Source organism: Pseudomonas sp. TWP3-1, from assembly GCF_049896625.1.
Classification (GTDB): Bacteria; Pseudomonadota; Gammaproteobacteria; order Pseudomonadales; family Pseudomonadaceae; genus Aquipseudomonas.
On record NZ_JAFCUQ010000008.1, the window covers coordinates 105,108 to 126,206 of the forward strand.

The window sequence follows — 21,099 nt, forward strand, 5'->3', positions numbered from 1 at the left end:
GCCAGAGCCTCAGTTAAGCACCGCACCGAGGCTGATCAAAGTGTCATATCGGCCTAAATGACGGCGCTTTCACCCCATCAAACGCACAGCACTCGTCGCTCAAGCGCGGCGCGCAAGTCTTCGAATTTCACCGGTTTGCTCAGGTAATCGATCAACGCGCCGGTCGCGCAATGCTCGCGATCCGGATTCAGCGCGATCATGAACACCGGCAGGTGCGCGCATCCCGGCAAGTCACGAATGCGGCAGCACAACGAAGCGCCATCGAGGTTCGGCAACTGGCAATCGATCAGCACCGCGTCGAACGGCTCACGCTCCAGATAATCCAGTGCCGCCGTAGCATTGTCGGCCGTGCGGACGCGAAAGCCGAGCTTGAGCAGCATGCCGCGCATCACCAGTTGATTGACGCTGTTGTCGTCCACCAGCAGCACCGTGCAATCCTGCGGCGCGCGCTCGGCGTCCCGAATCATCGAGGGCGCCGCTTCCACCACCGGTAACTCGAACTCCACGTCCAGTTGAAAGCGGCTACCGCTGCCAGGCTCGGAACGGTGCGTGAGTTTGCCGCCGAGCAATTCAACCAATTGACGACAAATCGCCAGACCGACGCCCAACCCGCCATATTCGCGAGTCATCGAACCGTCGAGCTGGAAGAAACGCTGATACATGGTCGCCTCGCCCAGATCGGTGAAGCCGATGCCGGTGTCGATCACTGCGAAGGTCAGCGCCATCCGATTACCCTCCGCCGGTTTGCCGGTGACGCGCAGCGCCAGACCGCCAACGCGGGTGAACTTGATCGCGTTATCCAGCAGGCATTCGAGGCATTGCGCGAGTTTCGCGCTATCGCCATGCAAGCGATCCGGTAGGGTCGGCAGCACCTCGACTTTGAAGTCCAGGGACTTGGCCGCCGCGTTGCCGTCGAATTGCGCACGCAGCGCCTCGACCACCCCGCGCAGGCTGAAGCTGCCCGATGCAACCTTGAGCTTGCCGGCCTGCAATTCGGTGAGGGTGAGGATGCCGTTGACCATGCGCATCATGTCCCGCGCGGAACTGGCGGCGGTCTGTTGGTATTGCTCCAGCTCCGAATCCATCTCCACGGTCTGCATCAGTTCCAGCGAACCGATCACACCGTTCATCGGCGTACGCAATTCGTGGGTCAGGGTGGCGAGGAATTCGTCCTTGAGTTTGTTGCTGTGGGCCAGTTGCTGGTTGAGCACTTCGAGTTTTTGCCCGGCATCGAACAAGGTCTGCGCCTGCTGCTCGCGCATCGCGTTGATGCGGTCGGCCAGCGCCAGCGACAGCAGCGCCACTTCGATCGCCGAGCCGATCTGGCTGGCGTACATGGTCAGGAACACGTTGGGCAGCAAGCCGAGGACCATCATCGTGTTGACCACGCCACCGAGCAGGAACGCCGACCAGGCGATGATGAAGTAACGCGCCACGCGCAGCCCGCGCCACCAGGCGAGAATCCCGGCGGCGAAGATCACCACGGTGAAGGTCAGCGCCAGCGTCGTCGCCAGGCGCAGGGCCAGGGCGTAACTGGTCATCAGCGACAGACCGACCACCAAGGCGCCGAAGGCGATCAGCGCGATCAGCACGCGATCAAGCCAAGGGCTGTAGATTTTGGTCTGCAAGAAACTGCGGGCGAACTGGCTGCCGAACAGCCCGGCGCAACCGATAAAAAACGGCGTGGAGGCGTTGGCCCACCACGGATTGTCCGGCCAGAAATACTCGACCGCCGCGCCGTTCACCGACAATTGATAGAGGCCGAACGAGCCGATATAGAAGATGTAATACAGGTAGCTGGTGTCGCGCACGCTGAGGTAGATGAACAGGTTGTAGACCAGCATCCCCAGCAGCACGCCATAAATGATGCCCAGAACGTAGAGGCGCACCGGTTGATCTTCGAGATACGCGGTGCTCGACCACAAGGTGACCGGCGCCTGAATCGAGCCTTCGCTGGACAGCCTTAAATAGACGGTTTGTAGCTGGTCAGGCTTGAACGTCAGATCGAACAGGTAATTGTTCTGGCGAATCTCGCGACTGGCGAACGGCAATGCGTCACCGGTCTGGCGCACCAGACGGAACTCGCCATTGGTATCGGACAAGTACAGATCGAGATGATCGAGCGGCGGATACGCCAGTTCCAGCAACCACGTGCGCTGGGCGGCGGGATTGCTCGGGCGGTAGTGCAGATCGATTTTCAGCCAGAACGCCGAGCGCGAATAACCGGCATTCAGCGTGGCTTTGTCGTGGGGTTTGAAGTTACCGGCAGCGGCTTGCGCACGCACGTCGGCAATGCTCGCCGTGCCGCTCGCGTCCTCAAACACTTGCAGGGATCGCCCAAGCGGGAGGCTCTGGGTGAATTCGTCGAATTCGACGGCGTTTGCCAGGAGGGGCAAACACAACAGCAACATCAAAAAATAGCGCATTGAAGCCCCAGCGTGGCTCGTCCGGTTGTGTCAGGAAGCCCCCCATTCCTTTTGAGTAGACGTACAACCGGTATCAAATGTTATTGGTTTGGATCCAGCCTAGCATAGCCGCTGATGGCCATTGAGCACCATTGAAATATTTCCTACAAAGGCTCTAGAACGGGCGTTACAGAGCAGATGCGCGGGCTAGAGCTGTTGAGTCGGTCAAATTGTGACAATGACACCGCTGCGCAGTGATCAATTGTGGCAAGCCAGTCAGCCACTGAACCGGAAAAAGATGTTTGGTGGTAAGCTCGCGCACCATGAATATCTACAGCTCCCGCCCTGTTGTCCTCTGTCTCTCCGGCCACGATCCCAGTGGTGGCGCCGGCTTGCAGGCAGATATCGAATCCCTGCTCGCGCAGGGTTGTCATGCGGCGCCGGCCGTCACTGCCCTGACCGTGCAAGACACCGTCAACGTCACGGACTTCCGCGTCCTCGACCGTGAGTGGGTGCTGGCGCAGGCGAATGCCGTGCTCAACGACTCCGAAGTCGCAGCCGTCAAACTGGGCATGCTCGGCTCGCTGGAGATGGTCGACACCGTGGTCGAGCTGCTCTCAGCGCATCCGCATCTGCCAGTGGTCTGCGATCCGGTGCTGCGTGCCGGCGGTGGCGGACGTCTGGGCAAGGACGAAGTCGGCTATGCGATGCGCGAGCGTCTGCTGCCGTTGTCGATCATCGCCACACCGAATCTTCCGGAAGCACGCATCCTCGCCGAACTGCCGGAAGGCACTGCGGACGAGTGCGCGGAAAAACTCCTGCCGTTCGTCAAGAATCTGCTGATCACTGGCGGGCATGGCGACGAAACTGAAATCCACAATCGCCTGTACAGCCGCGACGGCCTGCGCGAAACCTTCTATTGCCAGCGTTTGCCAGGCAGCTATCACGGGTCCGGTTGCACCCTGGCCAGCGCCTTGGCCGGTCGACTGGCCCAAGGCGAAAACCTCGCCAGCGCCGTGCGCAGCGCCCTCGATTACACTTGGCGCACCCTGCGCGATGCCGAACAACTGGGCAAAGGCCAGTTCGTGCCGCGTCGTCTGCCGCTGGATTTCTGCTCGTAACGTCGTGAGGTGTGCCTGATGAAACTCCGTGGCCTGTATGCCATCACCGACAGCCAATTGCTGGCCGGCAAGTTTCTGTTTTACGTGGAGGCGGCGCTCGAAGGCGGCGTCACCCTGCTGCAATACCGCGACAAGAGCAGCGACGAGGCTCGGCGCTTGCGCGAGGCCGAAGCACTGCGCGATCTGTGCGAGCGCTACAAGACGCAACTGATCATCAACGATGACGCCGAACTCGCCGCACGCCTTAACGTCGGCGTACATCTGGGCCAGACCGACGGCCCGCTGTCGCCGACTCGCGCCCTGCTCGGCTCGAAAGCGATCATCGGTTCGACCTGCCACGCGCAGATTGCGCTGGCCGAACAAGCAGCAAAGGAAGGCGCGAGTTACGTCGCCTTCGGCCGTTTCTTCAACTCCAACACCAAACCCGGCGCGCCGACCTGCAGCCTCGATCTGCTCGATGAGGCCAAGCGCACACTGCATCTGCCGATCTGCGCGATTGGCGGCATCAGCCTGGATAACGCCGCGCCGCTGGTGGCCCACGGCGTCGATCTGTTGGCCGTGGTGCATGGCCTGTTCGGTGCCGAGAGCACAGCAGAAGTGACGCGCCGCGCCCGCGCATTCAACGAATTGTTCAAATCCTGATTTTTGAGAGCCCGATCATGTCTCGTTCCGAAACCCTGTTTGCCAACGCCCAGAAACACATTCCCGGTGGCGTCAACTCGCCGGTTCGCGCATTCAAGAGCGTTGGCGGCACGCCGCTGTTCTTCAAACATGCCGAAGGCGCCTACGTCACTGATGAAGACGACAAGCGTTATGTCGATTACGTGGGTTCCTGGGGGCCGATGATCCTCGGTCACAGCCACCCGGAAGTGCTCGATGCAGTGCGCAATCAGCTGCAACACGGCCTGTCCTACGGCGCGCCGACCGCAATGGAAACCGAGATGGCCGATCTGGTCTGCTCGCTGGTGCCATCGATGGAAATGGTGCGCATGGTCAGCTCCGGCACCGAAGCGACCATGAGCGCGATCCGTCTGGCCCGTGGTTACACCGGTCGCGACAGCATCATCAAATTCGAAGGCTGCTACCACGGTCACTCCGACAGCCTGCTGGTCAAGGCCGGTTCCGGCGCACTGACCCAAGGCGTGCCAAGCTCGGCCGGTGTGCCGGCGGCGTTCGCCAAACACACCCTGACCCTGCCGTTCAACGACATCGACGCCGTTGAAAAAATGCTCGCGGAAGTCGGCCAGGAAGTGGCGTGCATCATCGTCGAGCCTGTGGCCGGCAACATGAACTGCGTACCACCGGCGCCGGGCTTCCTTGAAGGCCTGCGCACCCTTTGTGACAAGCATGGCGTGGTGCTGATTTTCGACGAAGTGATGACTGGTTTCCGCGTTGCGCTCGGTGGCGCCCAAGCGCATTACGGCGTGAACCCGGACCTGACCACCTTCGGCAAGATCATCGGCGGCGGCATGCCGGTCGGCTGCTTCGGTGGCAAACGCGCAATCATGGAACGCATCGCGCCGCTCGGCCCGGTGTATCAAGCCGGTACTTTGTCGGGCAACCCGCTGGCCATGGCCGCCGGCCTGACCACCCTGCGTCTGATCAGTCGTCCGGGCTTCCACGCCGAACTGACCGATTACACCACGCGTCTGCTTGACGGTTTGCAAGAACGCGCTGACGCCGCAGGCATTCCGTTCGTGACCACTCAGGCCGGCGGTATGTTCGGCCTGTATTTCAGCGGCGCTGACGACATTGTTACCTTTGAAGACGTGATGGCCAGCGACGCTGCGCTGTTCGGGCGCTTCTTCCACTTGATGCTCGAAGGTGGCGTGTACCTCGCACCGAGCGCCTTCGAAGCCGGTTTCACCTCGATCGCGCACGGCGACGCCGAGTTGAAAATCACCCTCGATGCCGCCGAGCGCGCCTTCGCTGCACTGAAGTAATTGCCGGACCGCTGACGTTGGCCATTGCCAGCGTCAGCAATTACCTACACCCCCGCCCTTTTACCGGGCCTCTGCCAAAAATCTCCCCTAAAGTGGGCGATATATTCCCCGCGCAGCAGAAAATCGAGTAAAGACTTTGTAAGGTTGGCCCTGCTTATTTCATAATGCGCGCTTATTGGATCCCTCGACGGGTCCGCGTGCCCTTCAGAGGTAAGTCGATTCTCATGAACCGCACCGGCCGCACCCTTGCATTGGGCTGCCTGTTGCTCCTTCAGCCCCTGCTCGCACATGCACAAGCAGGCGGCAACTCGTTGTTGATCCCGGCGATGGGTCGTTGCACCCTCAATACTCAGCCGCAAGACGTCACGCAGGCGCTCGCTGCCTGTCAAAAGGCTGCGGATGAAGGCGACGCGCAGGCGCAATACGAGTTGGGTGAGTTCTACTACGACGGCAAGAATGCGCCGCGCGACCTCAATCAAGCCCTGAGCTATTTCGAGAAGGCCTCACTGCAAGGCCACGCCCAGGCACAATTCAAGCTCGGCACGATGTTCTTCCACGGCGAAGGCGTACAAGCGAATAACATTCAGGCGTATATCGTGCTGAAGATGGCGGCGGTCAACGGTGCGGAAGACGCGCTGGATACGGCTGACGAAGTGTCCGAAAAAATGTCCCGCGAAGATCTCGAAACCGCCACCCAGGTGCTCGGGCAGATTTTCCGCAAATACCTGATGGAATTGCAGAGCGCCGACGGGCGTACGCCTTTCTCGCCATTGCCCTGAGCCATCATCTGACAGGCAGTGGGCTGGTTGTGGCGAGGGAGCTTGCTCCCGCTGGGCTGCGAAGCGGCCCTAAACCCGGCTAACACCTTTATTCTGACCCACCTCGCTGACTGGCTTTACGACTGCTGCGCAGCCGAGCGGGAGCAAGCTCCCTCGCCACAAAAACCCGCACTAGACGTTACTTACTTCTCAGGCATCGGCACCGGGAACGGCATCACATTGCCAACCCCGCCGCGCGCTTCGCTGATTTTCGGTGTGCCGAGGCGCTCCACTTCGTCGATGCGCACGATCGAATGCATCGGCACAAAGCTGCGCACCACGCCTTCGAACTGCGCCTTGAGCTTTTCTTCGCTCGGATCGACGACCACCTGAGTGCGCTCGCCAAAGACGAATTCTTCCACTTCCAGGAAGCCCCACAGATCACTTTGATAGATCTGCTTGGCGTACATTTCGAACACCTGGCCCTGGTTGAGGAAAATCACCTTGTAGATTGGAGCTTCGCGTTTGGTCATGGCGGGCGGAAACACATCGGGGATAAAAATGAGGGCGCGAACTATAGCATAGCCGCCGGACGCGCAGCGGTAGGAACCTGGGGACATGTTCCCTATAATGCGCGGTTCTTTGAATCACGTGACGATCCGAATCCATGGCCAAGAAGCTTTACATCGAAACCCACGGTTGCCAGATGAACGAGTACGACAGCTCGCGCATGGTCGATCTGCTGGGTGAACATCAGGCCCTGGAAGTCACGGCCCGCGCCGAAGACGCCGACGTGATTCTGCTCAACACCTGCTCGATCCGCGAACGTGCCCAGGATCGGGTGTACTCCCAGCTCGGCCGCTGGCGCGAACTGAAACTGGCCAACCCGGAGATGGTGATCGCCGTCGGTGGTTGCGTGGCCAGCCAGGAAGGCGCGGCGATCCGTGATCGCGCCCCGTATGTCGACGTGGTGTTTGGTCCGCAGACCCTGCACCGCTTGCCGGAAATGATCGACGCCGCGCGCATTACCAAACTGCCGCAAGTCGACGTCTCGTTCCCGGAAATCGAAAAGTTCGACCACTTGCCCGAGCCGCGTATCGACGGCCCGAGCGCTTATGTGTCGGTAATGGAAGGTTGCAGCAAGTACTGCACGTTCTGTGTCGTGCCTTATACCCGTGGCGAAGAAGTCAGCCGACCGTTCGACGACGTGCTGGCAGAGATCATCCACCTCGCTGAAAACGGCGTACGCGAAGTGACTCTGCTCGGGCAGAACGTCAACGGCTATCGCGGCACCACCCACGACGGGCGCCTGGCCGATCTGGCCGAGCTGATCCGCGTGGTGGCTGCCGTCGATGGCATCGACCGCATTCGCTACACCACTTCGCATCCGCTGGAATTTTCCGACAGCCTGATTCAGGCCCACGCTGACGTGCCGGAGCTGGTCAAGCACCTGCACTTGCCGGTGCAATCGGGTTCCGACCGGATCCTGTCAGCGATGAAACGCAACCACACTGCGCTGGAGTACAAATCCAAGCTGCGCAAACTGCGTGCGGCGGTGCCGGGGATTTGCATCAGTTCGGACTTCATCGTCGGCTTCCCGGGCGAGACCGAGAAAGATTTCGAGCAGACCATGAAGCTGATCGAAGACGTCGGTTTCGACTTTTCCTACTCGTTCGTCTACAGCCAGCGTCCGGGCACTCCGGCCGCCGACCTGATCGACGACACCCCGGAAGCGCTGAAGAAAGAACGCCTCAACGCCTTGCAGCACCGTTTGAATCAGCAAGGCTTCGAGATCAGCCGACAAATGGTCGGTTCGACCCAGCGCATTCTGGTCACTGACTATTCGAAGAAAGACCCGGGCGAGCTGCAAGGGCGCACCGAGAATAATCGTATCGTCAACTTCCGCTGCGACAATCCGACCCTGATCGGCCAGTTCGCCGACGTGCACATCGACGCGGCGCAACCGCACTCGCTGCGCGGCTCGTTGGTCCAGTAACACAGAAACAGAGCGCTTTGTGGCGAGGGAGCTTGCTCCCGCTCGGTTGCGAAGCAGCCGCAAACCAGAGACCACGATATTCCTGACGGATCGGCCGGGCTATTGGGGAGTGCTACGCACTCCAGCGGGAGCAAGCTCCCTCGCCACAAGTATGAGGCGACCATTCGAGCGCACTCTGATTTAAGAGCTTTCGCACCCACGCCACTGGCGTTATCCTTGATTTCATCTTAATTGCCCCAGGGCGGCTAAATACGACCTTGAACGCACCCATCGAACCACATCGTTTTATCCTCGAGCCCTTTGAGGCTCGCCGCTTCGCCAATCTGTGCGGGCAATTCGACGAGCATTTGCGCTTGATCGAACAGCGCCTGACCATCGAGATCCGCAACCGCGGAAACCAGTTCGAGCTGATCGGCGACCCCAAACACACCACCTCCGCGGAAAATCTGATTCGTCGCCTGTACCGGGAAACCAAAGGTTCAGAGCTGTCGCCAGATACGGTGCACCTGTTCCTGCAGGAATCGGCCGTGGTCGAGCTGGACAATCACGCTCCCGCCGAAGCTTCCGTCGCCCTGCGCACCAAGAAAGGCATGATTCGCCCGCGCGGCTTGAATCAGCTGCGCTACGTGAAGGAAATCCTTGGTAACGACATCAATTTCGGCATCGGCCCGGCCGGTACCGGCAAGACCTACCTGGCGGTTGCCTGTGCGGTAGACGCGCTGGAACGCGAACAGATCCGGCGCATCCTGCTGGTGCGCCCGGCGGTTGAAGCGGGTGAAAAACTCGGCTTTCTGCCCGGCGACCTGTCGCAGAAGATCGACCCGTACCTGCGCCCGCTCTACGACGCGCTGTACGAGATGCTCGGTTTTGAATACGTGGCCAAGTTGATCGAGCGTCAGGTGATCGAAGTCGCACCGCTGGCCTATATGCGCGGTCGCACGCTGAACAACAGCTTCATCATTCTCGATGAGAGCCAGAACACCACGGTCGAGCAGATGAAAATGTTTCTGACCCGGATTGGTTTCGGCTCCACCGCAGTGATCACCGGCGATATCACCCAGGTCGATCTGCCCAAGGGCACCAAGTCCGGTTTGCATCATGTGATTGAAGTCTTGAAAGACGTGCCGGGCATCAGCTTCACGCATTTCATGCCCAAAGACGTGGTGCGCCATCCACTGGTGCAACGCATCGTCGAAGCCTATGAGCGCTTCGAAAATCGCGTGGCCGATGAACCTGCGAAGGACACGCGCCGCGATGCTTGAGCTTGACCTGCAAATCGCCACCGAAGCGTCCGCGCCCAGCGAAGCCGAATTCCGTCAATGGTGCGAACTGGCCCTGCGCCAGCGTACCGCCGACTCGGAAATGACCATCCGTCTGGTCGACGTGGAAGAAGGGCGCGAGCTCAATCACACCTGGCGTCAGAAAGATTACGCAACCAACGTGCTGTCGTTCCCTGCAGACGTGCCCGACGAGTTCCTCGACATCCCGCTGCTCGGTGATCTGGTGATCTGTGTGGCCGTGGTCGAGCGCGAAGCCGCCGAGCAAGGCAAGGAACTAAAGGCCCACTGGGCACATCTGGTCATTCACGGCTGTTTGCATTTGCTCGGTTACGACCATATAGATGACGACGAAGCCGAAGAAATGGAAGCGCTGGAACGGGAGTTGCTAGCCGAACTGGGCTACCCCGATCCGTACGCGGACGACGAAATCGACACAACCCCCACTGTTTAATACAAAGGATTCAGAGTAATCGCTATGAGCGAAGATCGATCGAGCAACGGGCAGAAGTCATGGCTGGGTAAACTCACCCAGGCTTTTGCCCACGAGCCGAAGAACCGTCAGGAGCTGCTTGAGCTGCTGCGCGATGCACATCAGAACAAACTGCTGGACAGCGAAGCGCTGGCCATCGTCGAAGGCGCCATTCAAGTGGCTGACCTGCAAGTGCGCGACATCATGGTGCCGCGCTCGCAGATGATCAGCATCAAGGCGACCCAGACACCCCGCGAATTTCTCCCTGCCGTGGTCGATTCGGCCCACTCGCGCTATCCGGTCATCGGCGAAAGCCATGACGACGTGATGGGCGTGCTGCTGGCCAAGGATCTGCTGCCGCTGATCCTCAAGGAGAACGGCGACAGCTTCAACATCAAGGATCTGCTGCGCCCGGCGACTTTCGTGCCGGAGTCCAAGCGTCTGAACGTGTTGCTGCGCGAGTTCCGCGCCAACCATAACCACATGGCCATCGTTATCGACGAATACGGCGGTGTGGCTGGTCTGGTGACCATCGAAGACGTGCTGGAACAAATCGTCGGCGACATCGAAGACGAGCACGACGTCGAAGAAGACAGCTACATCAAGCCGCTGCCCAGCGGCGACTTCCTGATCAAGGCCCTGACGCCGATCGAAAACTTCAACGAGTTCTTCGACAGCGAGTTCTCCGACGATGAGTTCGACACGGTCGGCGGTCTGGTGATGAGCGCGTTCGGGCACTTGCCAAAACGCAACGAAATCACTGAAATCGGCGCCTATCGTTTCCGCATTTTGAACGCCGACAGCCGTCGGATTCATCTGTTGCGACTGACCCCAATCGCCCGGTAAAAAATCTAAGGACTGAAATGCGCTGGACAACCCGCCCCGGCTGGCCCGGTAACCTGCTGGCCGTGGCGGCCGGTGCTATCACCACTTTCGCTCTCGCGCCGTTCGATATCTGGCCGCTGGCCTTGCTGGCGGTCGGCCTGTTCTATGCCGGCCTGCGCGAGCTAAGCCCGCGTCAGGCGCTGGGCCGTGGCTGGTGCTTCGGTTTCGGCCTGTTCGGCGCCGGCACCAGCTGGATCTACTACAGCATTCACCACTTCGGCGGCGCTTCAGTGCTGTTGGCCGGGTTCCTGATGTTGCTGTTTACGGCGGCGATTGCCTGGTTCTTCGCCTTGCCCGCGTGGATTTGGGCGCGCTGGTTGCGCCGCAATGAAGCGCCGCTGGCCGATGCGATGGCATTTGCCGCGTTGTGGGTCGCTCAGGAAGCGTTTCGTGGCTGGTTCCTCACCGGTTTCCCATGGCTGTATTCCGGCTACAGCCAGCTCGATGGCCCATTGGCCGGACTCGCGCCAGTCGGCGGCATGTGGCTGGTGTCGTTCGTGCTCGCGCTGACCGCTGCGCTGATCTACAACACGCCGCGCTTGCTGAAAACCGGCCGTAAAGGTTTTGTGGTGGCGGGTCTGTTGTTGCTCGCCGGGCCGTGGGTCGCGGGCATTGCGCTCAAGGGCCACGCCTGGACCAGCCCGGCCGGTGCGCCGCTGACGGTTGCCGCGATTCAGGGCAACGTCGCGCAAAGCATGAAGTGGGACCCGGCCGAGCTGAACGCGCAACTGGCGCTGTATCGTGACCTGAGCTTCCGCTCGAAACCGGTGGATCTGCTGATCTGGCCGGAAACCGCCGTCCCAGTGCTCAAGGAGTCCGCCGAGGGCTACCTGAGCATGATGGGCACCTTCGCCGCCGAGCGTAAATCGGCGCTGATCACCGGCGTACCGATTCGCGAAATGGTCCGTCACGAACGACGCTTCTTCAACGGCATCACGGTTCTTGGCGAAGGTGATGGCACTTATCTGAAACAGAAACTGGTGCCGTTTGGCGAATACGTACCGCTGCAGGACATCCTGCGCGGGTTGATCGCATTCTTCGACCTGCCGATGTCCGACTTCGCCCGCGGCCCCGCCGATCAGGCACTGTTGCAGGCCAAGGGTTATCAGATCGCGCCATTCATCTGCTACGAAGTGGTGTACCCGGAGTTCGCCGCCAGCCTGGCCGCGCGCAGTGATTTGCTGCTTACCATCAGCAATGACACCTGGTTCGGCACCTCCATCGGTCCGCTGCAACACTTGCAGATGGCACAGATGCGCGCGCTCGAAGCGGGACGCTGGATGATTCGCGCCACCAACAACGGCGTGACCGGACTGATCAACCCGTTCGGGCAGATCACCGAACAGATCCCGCAGTTCGAGCAAGGCATTCTGTACGGCGAAGTCGTGCCGATGCATGACCTGACGCCGTACCTGCAATGGCGCTCATGGCCGCTGATCGTATTGTGTCTGGTGTTGTTCGGCTGGGCACTGATGGCGAGCCGGATGTCGAAAACCCTTTAAAGACCGACGCAACCCCCTGTGGCGAGGGAGCTTGCTCCCGCTCGGCTGCGCAGCAGTCGCAATGCAGACAACGCGGTCTGACTGTAACCACGCGGTGCCTGTTTTTGGGCCTGCTACGCAGGCCAGCGGGAGCAAGCTCCCTCGCCACAAAAGCTTTTCAGCGGTAGAACAGTGAATAGCCGACCTGCCCCACCGCCTCATTCAACAACTGTCCGCTCTGCCAGATCGACTTGAACTCCGGCATCCAGCCACCGAGCGGTCGGGCATTGTCAGTGCCGAGGAAGCCCACCGGCGCCGGCACAACCTCAAATCCCGCCTGCTTGAAACTCCACACCGCACGCGGCATATGCCAGGCCTGAGTGACGACCACTACCCGTTTGACCCCTTGCGGCAGCAAAATCTTCGCGCTCAGTTCGGCGTTCTCCCACGTTGTACGGCTTTCGCCTTCCTGCCAACGCACCGTCACGCCGAAATCATCCAGTAACGAATCAGCCATCAACTTGGCTTCCGTCGGCGGCGTACCGTAATGCAGACCGCCACTGGTCAGAATCGGAAGTCCCGAGGCCTTGGCCAAACGCGCTGCATAGCGCTGGCGCTCGAGCCCGACGCCGGTCGGCTGATCCTCGCCCCACGCCAGATCACCACGTTCACGCCCGGAACCCAGCACTACGATCGCATCGGCGCGCTGCGCCAGTGTTGTCCACTCTTCCCGGGGCAGCGGCGGCTCGCGCTCCAGCATCTTGGCGCTCCACTGCACCACCACCGGCAGACTCATCAGCAAGAACCCGCCAAACCCCAGAGCAAAACACAGCCCGGCCAGACGTGGCCGTGTGCGTCGCAGCCACCAGGCGGCGAGCAACAACAGCAAGAGAATGCCGGGCGGCAACAGAAGTTGTTTAACGAAATAACGAAAAGGCATCGAGCATCTCCAAAGATGCCCGAAGCCTAAGTGGGTTAGTACAGCGCGACAACCGGTAGGAGCGGATCCGTTGAAAAAGATCCGCTGTTTGACCTGCCATGCGTTACTTGGCCTGCAGAGTACGAACCTTTTCAATAACTCTGCCGGGCGCCTTGTCCTTGAGCCAGATGACCTTGGCCGAATGTGCTGCATCGAGCTGCTTCACTGCTTGCGACAAGCATCCGTGCGTTTCACGTTCACTGCGATCCAGATAGGCCTTGACCAGTTTGAACTCGGCGGGGCTCAAGCCACGCAATTCCAGTTCCAGGGGGCGCTCATCGCGCAGCCGGCCAGCGGTTTTGGCAGCATCCAGGGCCATTCCCAGACGGTCCATCAACCGCTCATACAACTCGGGTTTGGTAACGTTTTTTTGCTGTTGCTCCACCATCCCTCACCTCATTGAAGATAAGAATCACTCCCCAGTTAGAGCTTAGCTTCGCTGCACAATCCGGCTGTACGCCGCGACCAACGGCCCTCGCCAGTATTTGGCCGGCCAAAACGCCTGCAATCAGGGTTTCCCTAGGCCAAGCGCGGTCATGTATGCTACGGCGCTTCCTGTAACTCCACTTCCAGCATCCCCGGCCCGCTCCGGATGACGCATTGAAGAGGATTAGGCCACCCCTATCCAGTACAAAAGTAGCCATGCACGAACAATATCAGCCCCGTGAAATCGAAGCCGCCGCCCAGTCATTCTGGGACGAGCAAAAGTCCTTTGAAGTCAGTGAACAGCCAGGCAAGGAGACTTTCTACTGCCTGTCGATGTTCCCTTACCCCAGCGGCAAGCTACACATGGGGCACGTGCGCAACTACACCATCGGCGACGTGATCTCCCGCTATCAGCGCATGCAAGGCAAAAACGTTCTGCAACCGATGGGTTGGGACGCGTTCGGCATGCCGGCAGAAAACGCCGCGATGAAGAACAACGTGGCACCGGCCAAGTGGACCTACGAAAACATCGCCTACATGAAAACCCAGCTGCGCAGCCTGGGCCTGGCGGTGGACTGGTCGCGCGAAGTCACCACCTGCAAGCCGGATTACTACCGCTGGGAACAATGGCTGTTCACTCGCCTGTTCGAAAAAGGCGTGATCTACCGTAAAAACGGCACCGTGAACTGGGACCCGGTCGATCAGACCGTTCTGGCCAACGAGCAAGTGATCGACGGTCGCGGCTGGCGCTCCGGCGCGCTGATCGAAAAGCGCGAAATCCCGATGTACTACTTCAAGATCACCGCCTACGCGGATGAACTGCTGGAGAGCCTCGACGAACTGACTGGCTGGCCGGAACAGGTCAAGACCATGCAGCGCAACTGGATCGGCAAGTCGCGCGGGATGGAAGTGCAGTTCCCGTACAACGTCGATTCCATCGGCGAAGCCGGCGCACTCAAAGTCTTCACCACCCGTCCGGACACCCTGATGGGCGCGACCTATGTCGCCGTTGCCGCTGAACATCCGCTGGCCACTCTGGCCGCGCAGAACAACCCTGAGCTGCAAGCGTTCATCGCTGAGTGCAAGGGCGGCAGCGTCGCTGAAGCCGACGTCGCCACGCAAGAAAAGAAAGGCCTGCCAACCGGCCTGTTCGTCGAGCACCCGTTGACTGGCGAAAAACTGCCGGTGTGGGTCGCCAACTACGTATTGATGCACTACGGCGATGGCGCGGTCATGGCCGTGCCGGCGCACGACGAGCGCGATTTCGAATTCGCCCACAAGTACGACCTGCCGATCAAATCGGTAGTGCGCACCAGCTCCGGCGAAACCAACCTGGCCCCATGGCAAGACGCCTACGGCGAGCACGGCACGCTGATCAACTCCGGCGAATTCGACGGTCTCGACTTCGCTGGCGCGTTCGACGCGATCGAAGTTGCGCTGATCAAGAAAGAGCTGGGCGCCTCGCGCACCCAGTTCCGCCTGCGCGACTGGGGCATCAGCCGTCAGCGCTACTGGGGCTGCCCGATCCCGATCATCCACTGCGAAACCTGCGGTGACGTGCCGGTGCCGGAAGACCAATTGCCAGTCGTGCTGCCGGAAGACGTGGTGCCGGATGGCGCCGGTTCGCCGCTGGCGCGCATGCCCGAGTTCTACGAGTGCAGTTGCCCGAAATGCGGCCAGCCTGCCAAGCGTGAAACCGACACCATGGACACTTTCGTCGAGTCGTCGTGGTACTACGCCCGTTACGCCTCGCCGCACTTCGAAGGCGGCCTGGTGGAAAAATCCGCGGCTGACCACTGGTTGCCGGTGGATCAGTACATCGGCGGCATCGAACACGCGATTCTGCACCTGCTCTACGCGCGCTTCTTCCACAAGCTGATGCGTGACGAAGGTCTGGTCAGCTCCAACGAGCCGTTCAAGAACCTGCTGACCCAGGGCATGGTGATCGCCGAGACTTACTATCGTCGCGAAGCCAACGGCGCCTACACCTGGTTCAACCCGGCGGATGTGGAACTCGAGCGCGACAGCAAAGCCAAAGTCATCAGTGCCAAGCTGATCTCCGACGGTCTGCCAGTGGAAATCGGCGGCACCGAGAAGATGGCCAAGTCGAAGAACAACGGCGTCGACCCACAATCGATGATCGATCAGTTCGGAGCCGACACCTGCCGTCTGTTCATGATGTTCGCCTCGCCGCCTGACATGAGCGCGGAATGGTCGGACTCCGGCGTAGAAGGCTCGCACCGTTTCCTCAAGCGCGTCTGGCGCCTGGCTCAAGCGCATGTCGCTCAAGGCCTGCCGGGCAAACTCGATGTCGCCAGCCTGAACGACGAGCAGAAAGCCGTTCGCCGCTCGATCCACCTGGCCATCAAGCAGGCCAGCCACGACGTCGGCCAGAACCACAAATTCAACACCGCCATCGCCCAGGTGATGACGCTGATGAACGTGCTGGAAAAAGCCGCGCAAGTCACCGAGCAGGATCGCGCGCTGGTTCACGAAGGTCTCGAAGCCGTAACGCTGTTGCTGGCGCCGATCACCCCGCACATCAGCCACGAGCTGTGGAAGCAACTGGGTCACGCTGACCCGGTGATCGACGCCGTCTGGCCGGTGGTGGATGAGTCCGCGCTGGTGCAGGACAGCCTGACCCTGGTCATCCAGGTCAACGGCAAGTTGCGCGGCCAGATCGAAATGCCGGCCACCGCCACTCGCGAAGAAGTCGAAGCCGCCGCCCGTATCAACGAGAACGTGCTGCGCTTCGTCGATGGCCTGACTATTCGTAAAGTGATCGTAGTGCCCGGGAAACTGGTCAATATCGTCGCCAGCTAATTGGATCGGGTGCCAGGTCAGCCTGGCGCCGAGTAAAACCTTTCGGGCCGCAGAGTCGGCCCACATGGTTTCAAGGGGAGCAACAAGATGATCAAACGCAATCTGCTGGTGATGGGCCTCGCTGTCCTGCTGAGCGCCTGTGGTTTCCAGCTGCGCGGCACTGGCACCAACGAGCTGAGTATCAAGGAACTCGACCTGAGCGCGCGCAACGCTTACGGCGAGACCGTGACGCAACTGCGTCAGGTGCTGGAGTCCAGCGGCGTGAAAGTGATTTCCGGCGCACCGTACAAACTGTTTCTGGCTAACGAGCAGGAAAGCCAGCGCATTCTGAGCTACGCCGGCGCCGGTCGTACTGGTGAATATCAGGTCAGCACCGTGCTGAACTACGATATCCGCGGGGACAAAAATCTGCTGCTGTTGAGCGACAAGCTTGAAGTGCAGAAAGTCTTCATTCACGACGGCAACAACCTCGTCGGTTCCGATCAAGAGGCCAACGACGCTCGTCGCGAAACCCGCCGCGAACTGGTTCAGCGCATGATGCTGCGTCTGCAACAGCTGACGCCCGCTCAGCTTGAGCAACTGCAGCAAACCGCCGACAACCGCGCCAAGGCTGAAGCCGATGCTCTGGAAGCGGCGCAGAAAGCTGAAGCGGAAACCCCGCGTCAGTCGCCACTCGAACTGCCGCAGCAGTAAGACGTACGGGGCACTCAGGCGCCCCGTTCGCCGTTTCTTATGAAGCTCGCTCCCGCCCAACTCGGTAAGCACCTGCAAGGCGCGCTCGCGCCGGTCTACATCATCAGCGGCGATGATCCGCTGTTGTGTCAGGAAGCTGCCGACGCCATCCGCGCTGCTGCCCGTCAGCAGGGTTTCGACGAACGCCAGGTATTCGCCGCCGACGCCAGTTTCGATTGGGGCACGTTGCTGATGGCTGGCGCGAGCATGTCGCTGTTCGCCGAAAAACGCCTGCTGGAACTGCGCCTGCCTTCGGGCAAGCCCGGTGACAAGGGCGCCGCGGCGCTGATCGAATATTGCTCACGCCCCGCTGAAGACACGTTGCTGCTGATCAGCCTGCCCAAGCTCGATGGCAGCGCGCAGAAAACCAAGTGGGGCAAAGCGCTGGTCGAAGGTCAGCAAACCCAGTTCGTGCAAATCTGGCCGGTGGATGCCAACCAGTTGCCGAGCTGGATCCGTCAGCGCCTGTCGCAAGCCGGATTATCGGCCAATCAGGACGCGGTCGAGCTGATCGCTGCACGGGTCGAGGGCAATCTGCTCGCCGCCGCGCAGGAAATCGAAAAGCTCAAGCTGATGGCCGAAGGCGGGCAGATCACCGTCGAGACCGTGCAAGCGGCCGTGGCTGACAGTGCGCGTTTTGACGTGTTCGGCCTGACCGACGCGGTACTCAACGGTGAAGCGGCCCATGCACTGCGCATTCTTGAAGGACTGCGCGGTGAAGGTGTCGAGCCGCCGGTGATTCTCTGGGCTTTGGCGCGCGAGTTGCGCCTGTTGGCCAACATCGCGCTGCAATACAGCCAGGGTACGCCGCTGGACAAGTGCTTCAGCCAGGCGAAACCGCCGGTCTGGGACAAGCGCAAACCGCTGATGAGCAAAGCCCTGCAACGCTATACCGCGCAACGCTGGGCGCAACTGTTGCTCGAAGCGCAGCGCATTGATGCGCAGATCAAGGGCCAGGCTGCCGGTTCGCCGTGGATGAGCCTGAGCCGGTTGGCGTTGTTGATGGCCGGCCAGCGCTTGTCATTGCCCGCAGAATAAGATCTTTTGACTTTTTTCCTACACAAATCTCAGCCGTCTGCCCTATAGACAGACGCCTGACATCGGCAGATCATTTCCCGCGCAAAAACCACTCACTCGAGAGAATCCTCATGAGCAAAAAGCCATCGAAAAATGGCCCGAACAAGGCCAAGTCCATCATCGCCCAGCCGCTGTTCCGCAGCCGCCAGGAACGCCCGGCCAAGGGCAAAGGCAGCTACCGCCGCGAAGCCTTCCAGGCTGACAGCTGGGGGGCTTCTTACTTTCTGGCCGCTTAAAGCGCAGCACCCCCTCCTCATGTTAAGGTCTGCACCTGATTCGTATCTTCTGGACCTGTGCATGCCCTTTTGTATTCCTCGTCGTTGGCCCTTCAGCCAACTGATCGCTGCCTCCAGCTTCGTACTGCTTGTCGCCTGCGCGGAAAAACCCACCGCTGCCGACGCACAACCGCTTCAGACCGTTCCCGTTTCCACGGCCCCAGCGATCATCCCGCCGGTAGTGCCGACTGGTGACAACCTCGATCTCCAACCTTCCCAGACATTTGCCGAATGGCAGGCCGGTTTCCGCAAGGATGCTCTGGCCGCCGGGATTCGCGCCGACCTGTTCGACCGCGCCTTCGCCGATGTCAGCTTCGACGCCAGCGTGATCCGCGCCGACCGCAGCCAACCCGAGTTCTCGCGTCCGGTGTGGGAATACCTCGACGGCGCCCTGTCTCCCCTGCGCGTACGCAAGGGTCAAGCGCTGCTCACGCAGTACGCCGACATTCTGCAAAGCATCGAGCAGCGCTACGGCGTCGATCGCCAGGCACTGGTCTCGGTGTGGGGCATGGAGAGTAACTTCGGCCAGTTCCAGGGCAGCAAATCGGTGATCAATTCGCTGGCGACTTTGGCGTACGAAGGCCGGCGTCCGGGCTTTGCCCACGCGCAACTGATTGCAGCGCTGCAGATTCTGCAACAGGGCGATATCACCCCGGAGAAAATGCTTGGCTCCTGGGCCGGCGCCATGGGCCAGACTCAGTTCATTCCGACCACTTACAACACCCATGCCGTGGATTTCGATGGCGACGGTCGCCGCGACATCTGGGGCAGCCCGGCCGATGCATTGGCATCGACTGCGCACTACCTGCAAAGCTCGGGCTGGCAGCGTGGTCAGCCGTGGGGTTTCGAGGTGCAGTTGCCGAGCGGTTTCAATTACACCCTGGCTGACGGCACGATGCGCAAAACCGTCGCTGAGTGGCGGCAGTTGGGCGTGATTCTGCCGGGGGGCAGCCAAGGTTCCGAGCAACTCTCGGCCGCCCTGCTGCTGCCGGCCGGTTATCGCGGCCCGGCGTTTTTGGTTCTCGACAACTTCCGCGCGATTCTCAAGTACAACAATTCTTCGTCGTATGCGTTGGCGGTGAGTCTGTTGTCCGAGCGTTTCACGGGGGCTGGTCTGATCAACGGTTCGTGGCCGAAAGACGACATGCCGCTGAGCCGCTCCGAGCGGATTGAATTGCAGAACCTGTTGAGTGCGCGCAATTACGATGCCGGCACCGCGGACGGGATTATCGGCGCGAATACGCGCAAGGCGATTCGCGCTGCGCAGCAGTCGTTTGGCTGGCCGGCGGATGGGTATCCGACGCACAAGTTGCTCGAGAGCCTGCGTAACCAATAAGGCAAGATCAAAAGATCGCAGCGTGCCGCAGCTCTTACATAGGTCACGCTGCGATCTTTTGCTTTATCGGGTGACTACATCCTGTTCCAACATCAATTCCTTCTTGCCAGCATCCAGCCGAACCAGCGCGCCCATCGGCAGCGTCAGGTTTGGATTGCAATGCCCGCTGCGCCATCCCGACAACACCGGAATCCGCAATGGCGCGAACGTCTGCTTGAGCAAGCGGTTCAGCGCATCAGTATCAACCCCCGCCACATCCCCCACCAACACACCACGTAACTTGCCTAACACACCAGCCAGCCGTAAATGCGTGAGCATGCGGTCGATGCGATACAGCGGCTCGTTAATATCTTCGATAAACAGAATCACGCCTTCTGCGTCCATTTCGTATGGCGTGCCCATGACCGCGGTGAGCATCGCCAGATTGCCGCCGAGCAAGCGCCCGTGGGCAATGCCCGGCTCCACGGTGGTCAACGGCCAGGCAACCGGATGATTCAACACGCTGCCCGCCGTCAGTTGCCCACGCAGCATGGCGAAGAATGAAGTGACGGTCGGCGGCTCCTTGTCGCCCAACAGGTCGGCATTGAGCAGCGGCCCGTGGAATGTCACGAATCCGGCGTAACGACTGATCGCCACGTGCAGCGCGGTGATGTCGCTGTAACCGATAAAGGGTTTGGCATTGCGGCTCAGGAGATCGAAGTCGATCCGGTCCAGCAAGCGTGGCGTGCCGTATCCGCCGCGCAGGCAGATGATCGCATCGACCTCTGGATCAGCGAACGCTGCGTGCAGGTCATTCAGGCGCACCTCATCGCTGCCGGCCAGATAACCGTCTTTCTCGTAAACGCCGGGAAACACCCGTAAGCCATAACCCCGGGCGCGCATCCATTGCACGGCTTTGTCGGTGTCGAGCGTGGCCGGGCCGGCAGGCGCGATCACGCCGATCAGCCCTTCAGACGGTAGAGCCGGTACGGGTTTGTGCGGACAAAGGGTGTGGGTCGGTCGAACGGTCATCCATGGATCTCCCTGTGTGTAGTCGTGCACACACAGTAGTCAGGAAAGCGGGTAAACAAAAGAGGCACTGCGGCCCAAGACCTGTGGCGAGGGAGCTTGCTC

The 21,099-nt window shown here is 60.5% G+C and carries 19 protein-coding genes; 14 read left to right on the forward strand and 5 right to left on the reverse strand.

The genetic code is table 11. The features are described 5' to 3' along the window. Nucleotides 1–77 precede the first annotated feature (77 nt). Nucleotides 78–2,426, reverse strand: a complete 2,349-nt coding sequence (locus ACP7BN_RS13250; protein WP_426204648.1) for a hybrid sensor histidine kinase/response regulator — start codon at nt 2,424–2,426, stop codon at nt 78–80. Nucleotides 2,427–2,728: 302 nt separating this feature from the next. On the opposite strand from ACP7BN_RS13250, the gene ACP7BN_RS13255 reads away from it, so the two are divergent. From ACP7BN_RS13255 to ACP7BN_RS13270, 4 genes are all read left to right on the forward strand, one after another. Next, entirely contained in the window at nt 2,729–3,526 is a 798-nt protein-coding gene (locus tag ACP7BN_RS13255; RefSeq protein ID WP_420648514.1) for a hydroxymethylpyrimidine/phosphomethylpyrimidine kinase, read from the forward strand. An 18-nt stretch (nt 3,527–3,544) separates the two neighbouring features. Beyond that, nucleotides 3,545–4,168, forward strand: coding sequence for a thiamine phosphate synthase (gene thiE / locus ACP7BN_RS13260; protein ID WP_426204651.1), 624 nt, complete (start codon nt 3,545–3,547; stop codon nt 4,166–4,168). Between the two features lie 17 nt (nt 4,169–4,185). Continuing rightward, on the forward strand, nt 4,186–5,469 hold the full coding sequence (gene hemL, locus ACP7BN_RS13265; protein ID WP_426204653.1) for a glutamate-1-semialdehyde 2,1-aminomutase: 1,284 nt from the start codon (nt 4,186–4,188) through the stop codon (nt 5,467–5,469). 224 nt (nt 5,470–5,693) lie between these two features. Beyond that, entirely contained in the window at nt 5,694–6,248 is a 555-nt protein-coding gene (locus ACP7BN_RS13270) for a tetratricopeptide repeat protein (RefSeq protein ID WP_003228518.1), read from the forward strand. A gap of 182 nt (nt 6,249–6,430) precedes the next feature. Here ACP7BN_RS13270 and ACP7BN_RS13275 read toward each other — a convergent pair whose 3' ends face one another. Beyond that, nucleotides 6,431–6,760: a DUF1820 family protein gene (locus tag ACP7BN_RS13275; protein WP_007958692.1), complete on the reverse strand. Its 330-nt coding sequence runs from the start codon at nt 6,758–6,760 to the stop codon at nt 6,431–6,433. Between the two features lie 134 nt (nt 6,761–6,894). Between ACP7BN_RS13275 and miaB the strand changes: the two genes are divergently transcribed. From miaB to lnt, 5 genes are all read left to right on the forward strand, one after another. Next, nucleotides 6,895–8,223: a tRNA (N6-isopentenyl adenosine(37)-C2)-methylthiotransferase MiaB gene (miaB, locus tag ACP7BN_RS13280; protein WP_426204656.1), complete on the forward strand. Its 1,329-nt coding sequence runs from the start codon at nt 6,895–6,897 to the stop codon at nt 8,221–8,223. Between the two features lie 257 nt (nt 8,224–8,480). Continuing rightward, on the forward strand, nt 8,481–9,485 hold the full coding sequence (locus tag ACP7BN_RS13285; RefSeq protein WP_426204658.1) for a PhoH family protein: 1,005 nt from the start codon (nt 8,481–8,483) through the stop codon (nt 9,483–9,485). After that, a complete protein-coding gene (gene ybeY / locus ACP7BN_RS13290) occupies nt 9,478–9,954 on the forward strand; it encodes an rRNA maturation RNase YbeY (protein ID WP_426204660.1) in 477 nt (158 codons plus the stop codon). Before ACP7BN_RS13285 ends, ybeY begins: the two co-directional genes overlap by 8 nt. 24 nt (nt 9,955–9,978) lie before the next feature. Next, on the forward strand, nt 9,979–10,818 hold the full coding sequence (locus ACP7BN_RS13295; RefSeq protein WP_007909641.1) for an HlyC/CorC family transporter: 840 nt from the start codon (nt 9,979–9,981) through the stop codon (nt 10,816–10,818). A 17-nt stretch (nt 10,819–10,835) separates the two neighbouring features. Then, a complete protein-coding gene (lnt, locus tag ACP7BN_RS13300; protein WP_426204662.1) occupies nt 10,836–12,359 on the forward strand; it encodes an apolipoprotein N-acyltransferase in 1,524 nt (507 codons plus the stop codon). A gap of 157 nt (nt 12,360–12,516) precedes the next feature. Here lnt and ACP7BN_RS13305 read toward each other — a convergent pair whose 3' ends face one another. Together ACP7BN_RS13305 and ACP7BN_RS13310 are read right to left on the reverse strand one after the other, a co-directional pair. Continuing rightward, nucleotides 12,517–13,278, reverse strand: coding sequence for a YdcF family protein (locus tag ACP7BN_RS13305; protein WP_426204664.1), 762 nt, complete (start codon nt 13,276–13,278; stop codon nt 12,517–12,519). Between the two features lie 103 nt (nt 13,279–13,381). After that, nucleotides 13,382–13,705: a hypothetical protein gene (locus ACP7BN_RS13310; protein ID WP_420648522.1), complete on the reverse strand. Its 324-nt coding sequence runs from the start codon at nt 13,703–13,705 to the stop codon at nt 13,382–13,384. A 254-nt stretch (nt 13,706–13,959) separates the two neighbouring features. Here ACP7BN_RS13310 and leuS point away from each other — a divergent pair, with 254 nt between their 5' ends. The 5 genes from leuS (at nt 13,960) to ACP7BN_RS13335 (ending at nt 19,986) form a co-directional block, all read left to right on the forward strand. After that, a complete protein-coding gene (gene leuS / locus ACP7BN_RS13315) occupies nt 13,960–16,566 on the forward strand; it encodes a leucine--tRNA ligase (protein WP_426204666.1) in 2,607 nt (868 codons plus the stop codon). An 87-nt stretch (nt 16,567–16,653) separates the two neighbouring features. After that, nucleotides 16,654–17,259, forward strand: coding sequence for an LPS assembly lipoprotein LptE (gene lptE / locus ACP7BN_RS13320; RefSeq protein ID WP_426204668.1), 606 nt, complete (start codon nt 16,654–16,656; stop codon nt 17,257–17,259). A gap of 39 nt (nt 17,260–17,298) precedes the next feature. After that, nucleotides 17,299–18,336 carry a DNA polymerase III subunit delta gene (gene holA, locus ACP7BN_RS13325; protein WP_426204670.1) on the forward strand — a complete coding sequence of 346 codons (1,038 nt, stop codon included), beginning with the start codon at nt 17,299–17,301 and terminating at the stop codon, nt 18,334–18,336. 110 nt (nt 18,337–18,446) lie between these two features. Further along, nucleotides 18,447–18,611 carry an alternative ribosome rescue factor ArfA gene (gene arfA, locus ACP7BN_RS13330; protein ID WP_426204672.1) on the forward strand — a complete coding sequence of 55 codons (165 nt, stop codon included), beginning with the start codon at nt 18,447–18,449 and terminating at the stop codon, nt 18,609–18,611. 61 nt (nt 18,612–18,672) lie between these two features. Further along, on the forward strand, nt 18,673–19,986 hold the full coding sequence (locus tag ACP7BN_RS13335; protein ID WP_426204674.1) for a lytic murein transglycosylase: 1,314 nt from the start codon (nt 18,673–18,675) through the stop codon (nt 19,984–19,986). Nucleotides 19,987–20,049: 63 nt separating this feature from the next. Here the strand turns inward: ACP7BN_RS13335 and ACP7BN_RS13340 are convergent, their stop codons facing one another. Next, the gene (locus ACP7BN_RS13340; RefSeq protein ID WP_426204676.1) at nt 20,050–20,997 is read right to left on the reverse strand and encodes a S66 peptidase family protein; all 948 of its coding nucleotides are present in this window, start codon (nt 20,995–20,997) and stop codon (nt 20,050–20,052) included. Nucleotides 20,998–21,099 lie beyond the last annotated feature (102 nt).

Excerpts from the sequence above, each read along its gene's own strand:
- ACP7BN_RS13250 (WP_426204648.1), bottom strand. The coding sequence starts at position 2,426 with ATGCGCTATTTTTTGATGTTGCTGTTGTGTTTGCCCCTCCTGGCAAAC.
- ACP7BN_RS13255 (WP_420648514.1), top strand. The coding sequence starts at position 2,729 with ATGAATATCTACAGCTCCCGCCCTGTTGTCCTCTGTCTCTCCGGCCAC.
- thiE (WP_426204651.1), top strand. The coding sequence starts at position 3,545 with ATGAAACTCCGTGGCCTGTATGCCATCACCGACAGCCAATTGCTGGCC.
- hemL (WP_426204653.1), top strand. The coding sequence starts at position 4,186 with ATGTCTCGTTCCGAAACCCTGTTTGCCAACGCCCAGAAACACATTCCC.
- ACP7BN_RS13270 (WP_003228518.1), top strand. The coding sequence starts at position 5,694 with ATGAACCGCACCGGCCGCACCCTTGCATTGGGCTGCCTGTTGCTCCTT.
- ACP7BN_RS13275 (WP_007958692.1), bottom strand. The coding sequence starts at position 6,760 with ATGACCAAACGCGAAGCTCCAATCTACAAGGTGATTTTCCTCAACCAG.
- miaB (WP_426204656.1), top strand. The coding sequence starts at position 6,895 with ATGGCCAAGAAGCTTTACATCGAAACCCACGGTTGCCAGATGAACGAG.
- ybeY (WP_426204660.1), top strand. The coding sequence starts at position 9,478 with ATGCTTGAGCTTGACCTGCAAATCGCCACCGAAGCGTCCGCGCCCAGC.
- ACP7BN_RS13295 (WP_007909641.1), top strand. The coding sequence starts at position 9,979 with ATGAGCGAAGATCGATCGAGCAACGGGCAGAAGTCATGGCTGGGTAAA.
- lnt (WP_426204662.1), top strand. The coding sequence starts at position 10,836 with ATGCGCTGGACAACCCGCCCCGGCTGGCCCGGTAACCTGCTGGCCGTG.
- ACP7BN_RS13305 (WP_426204664.1), bottom strand. The coding sequence starts at position 13,278 with ATGCCTTTTCGTTATTTCGTTAAACAACTTCTGTTGCCGCCCGGCATT.
- ACP7BN_RS13310 (WP_420648522.1), bottom strand. The coding sequence starts at position 13,705 with ATGGTGGAGCAACAGCAAAAAAACGTTACCAAACCCGAGTTGTATGAG.
- leuS (WP_426204666.1), top strand. The coding sequence starts at position 13,960 with ATGCACGAACAATATCAGCCCCGTGAAATCGAAGCCGCCGCCCAGTCA.
- lptE (WP_426204668.1), top strand. The coding sequence starts at position 16,654 with ATGATCAAACGCAATCTGCTGGTGATGGGCCTCGCTGTCCTGCTGAGC.
- holA (WP_426204670.1), top strand. The coding sequence starts at position 17,299 with ATGAAGCTCGCTCCCGCCCAACTCGGTAAGCACCTGCAAGGCGCGCTC.
- arfA (WP_426204672.1), top strand. The coding sequence starts at position 18,447 with ATGAGCAAAAAGCCATCGAAAAATGGCCCGAACAAGGCCAAGTCCATC.
- ACP7BN_RS13335 (WP_426204674.1), top strand. The coding sequence starts at position 18,673 with ATGCCCTTTTGTATTCCTCGTCGTTGGCCCTTCAGCCAACTGATCGCT.
- ACP7BN_RS13340 (WP_426204676.1), bottom strand. The coding sequence starts at position 20,997 with ATGACCGTTCGACCGACCCACACCCTTTGTCCGCACAAACCCGTACCG.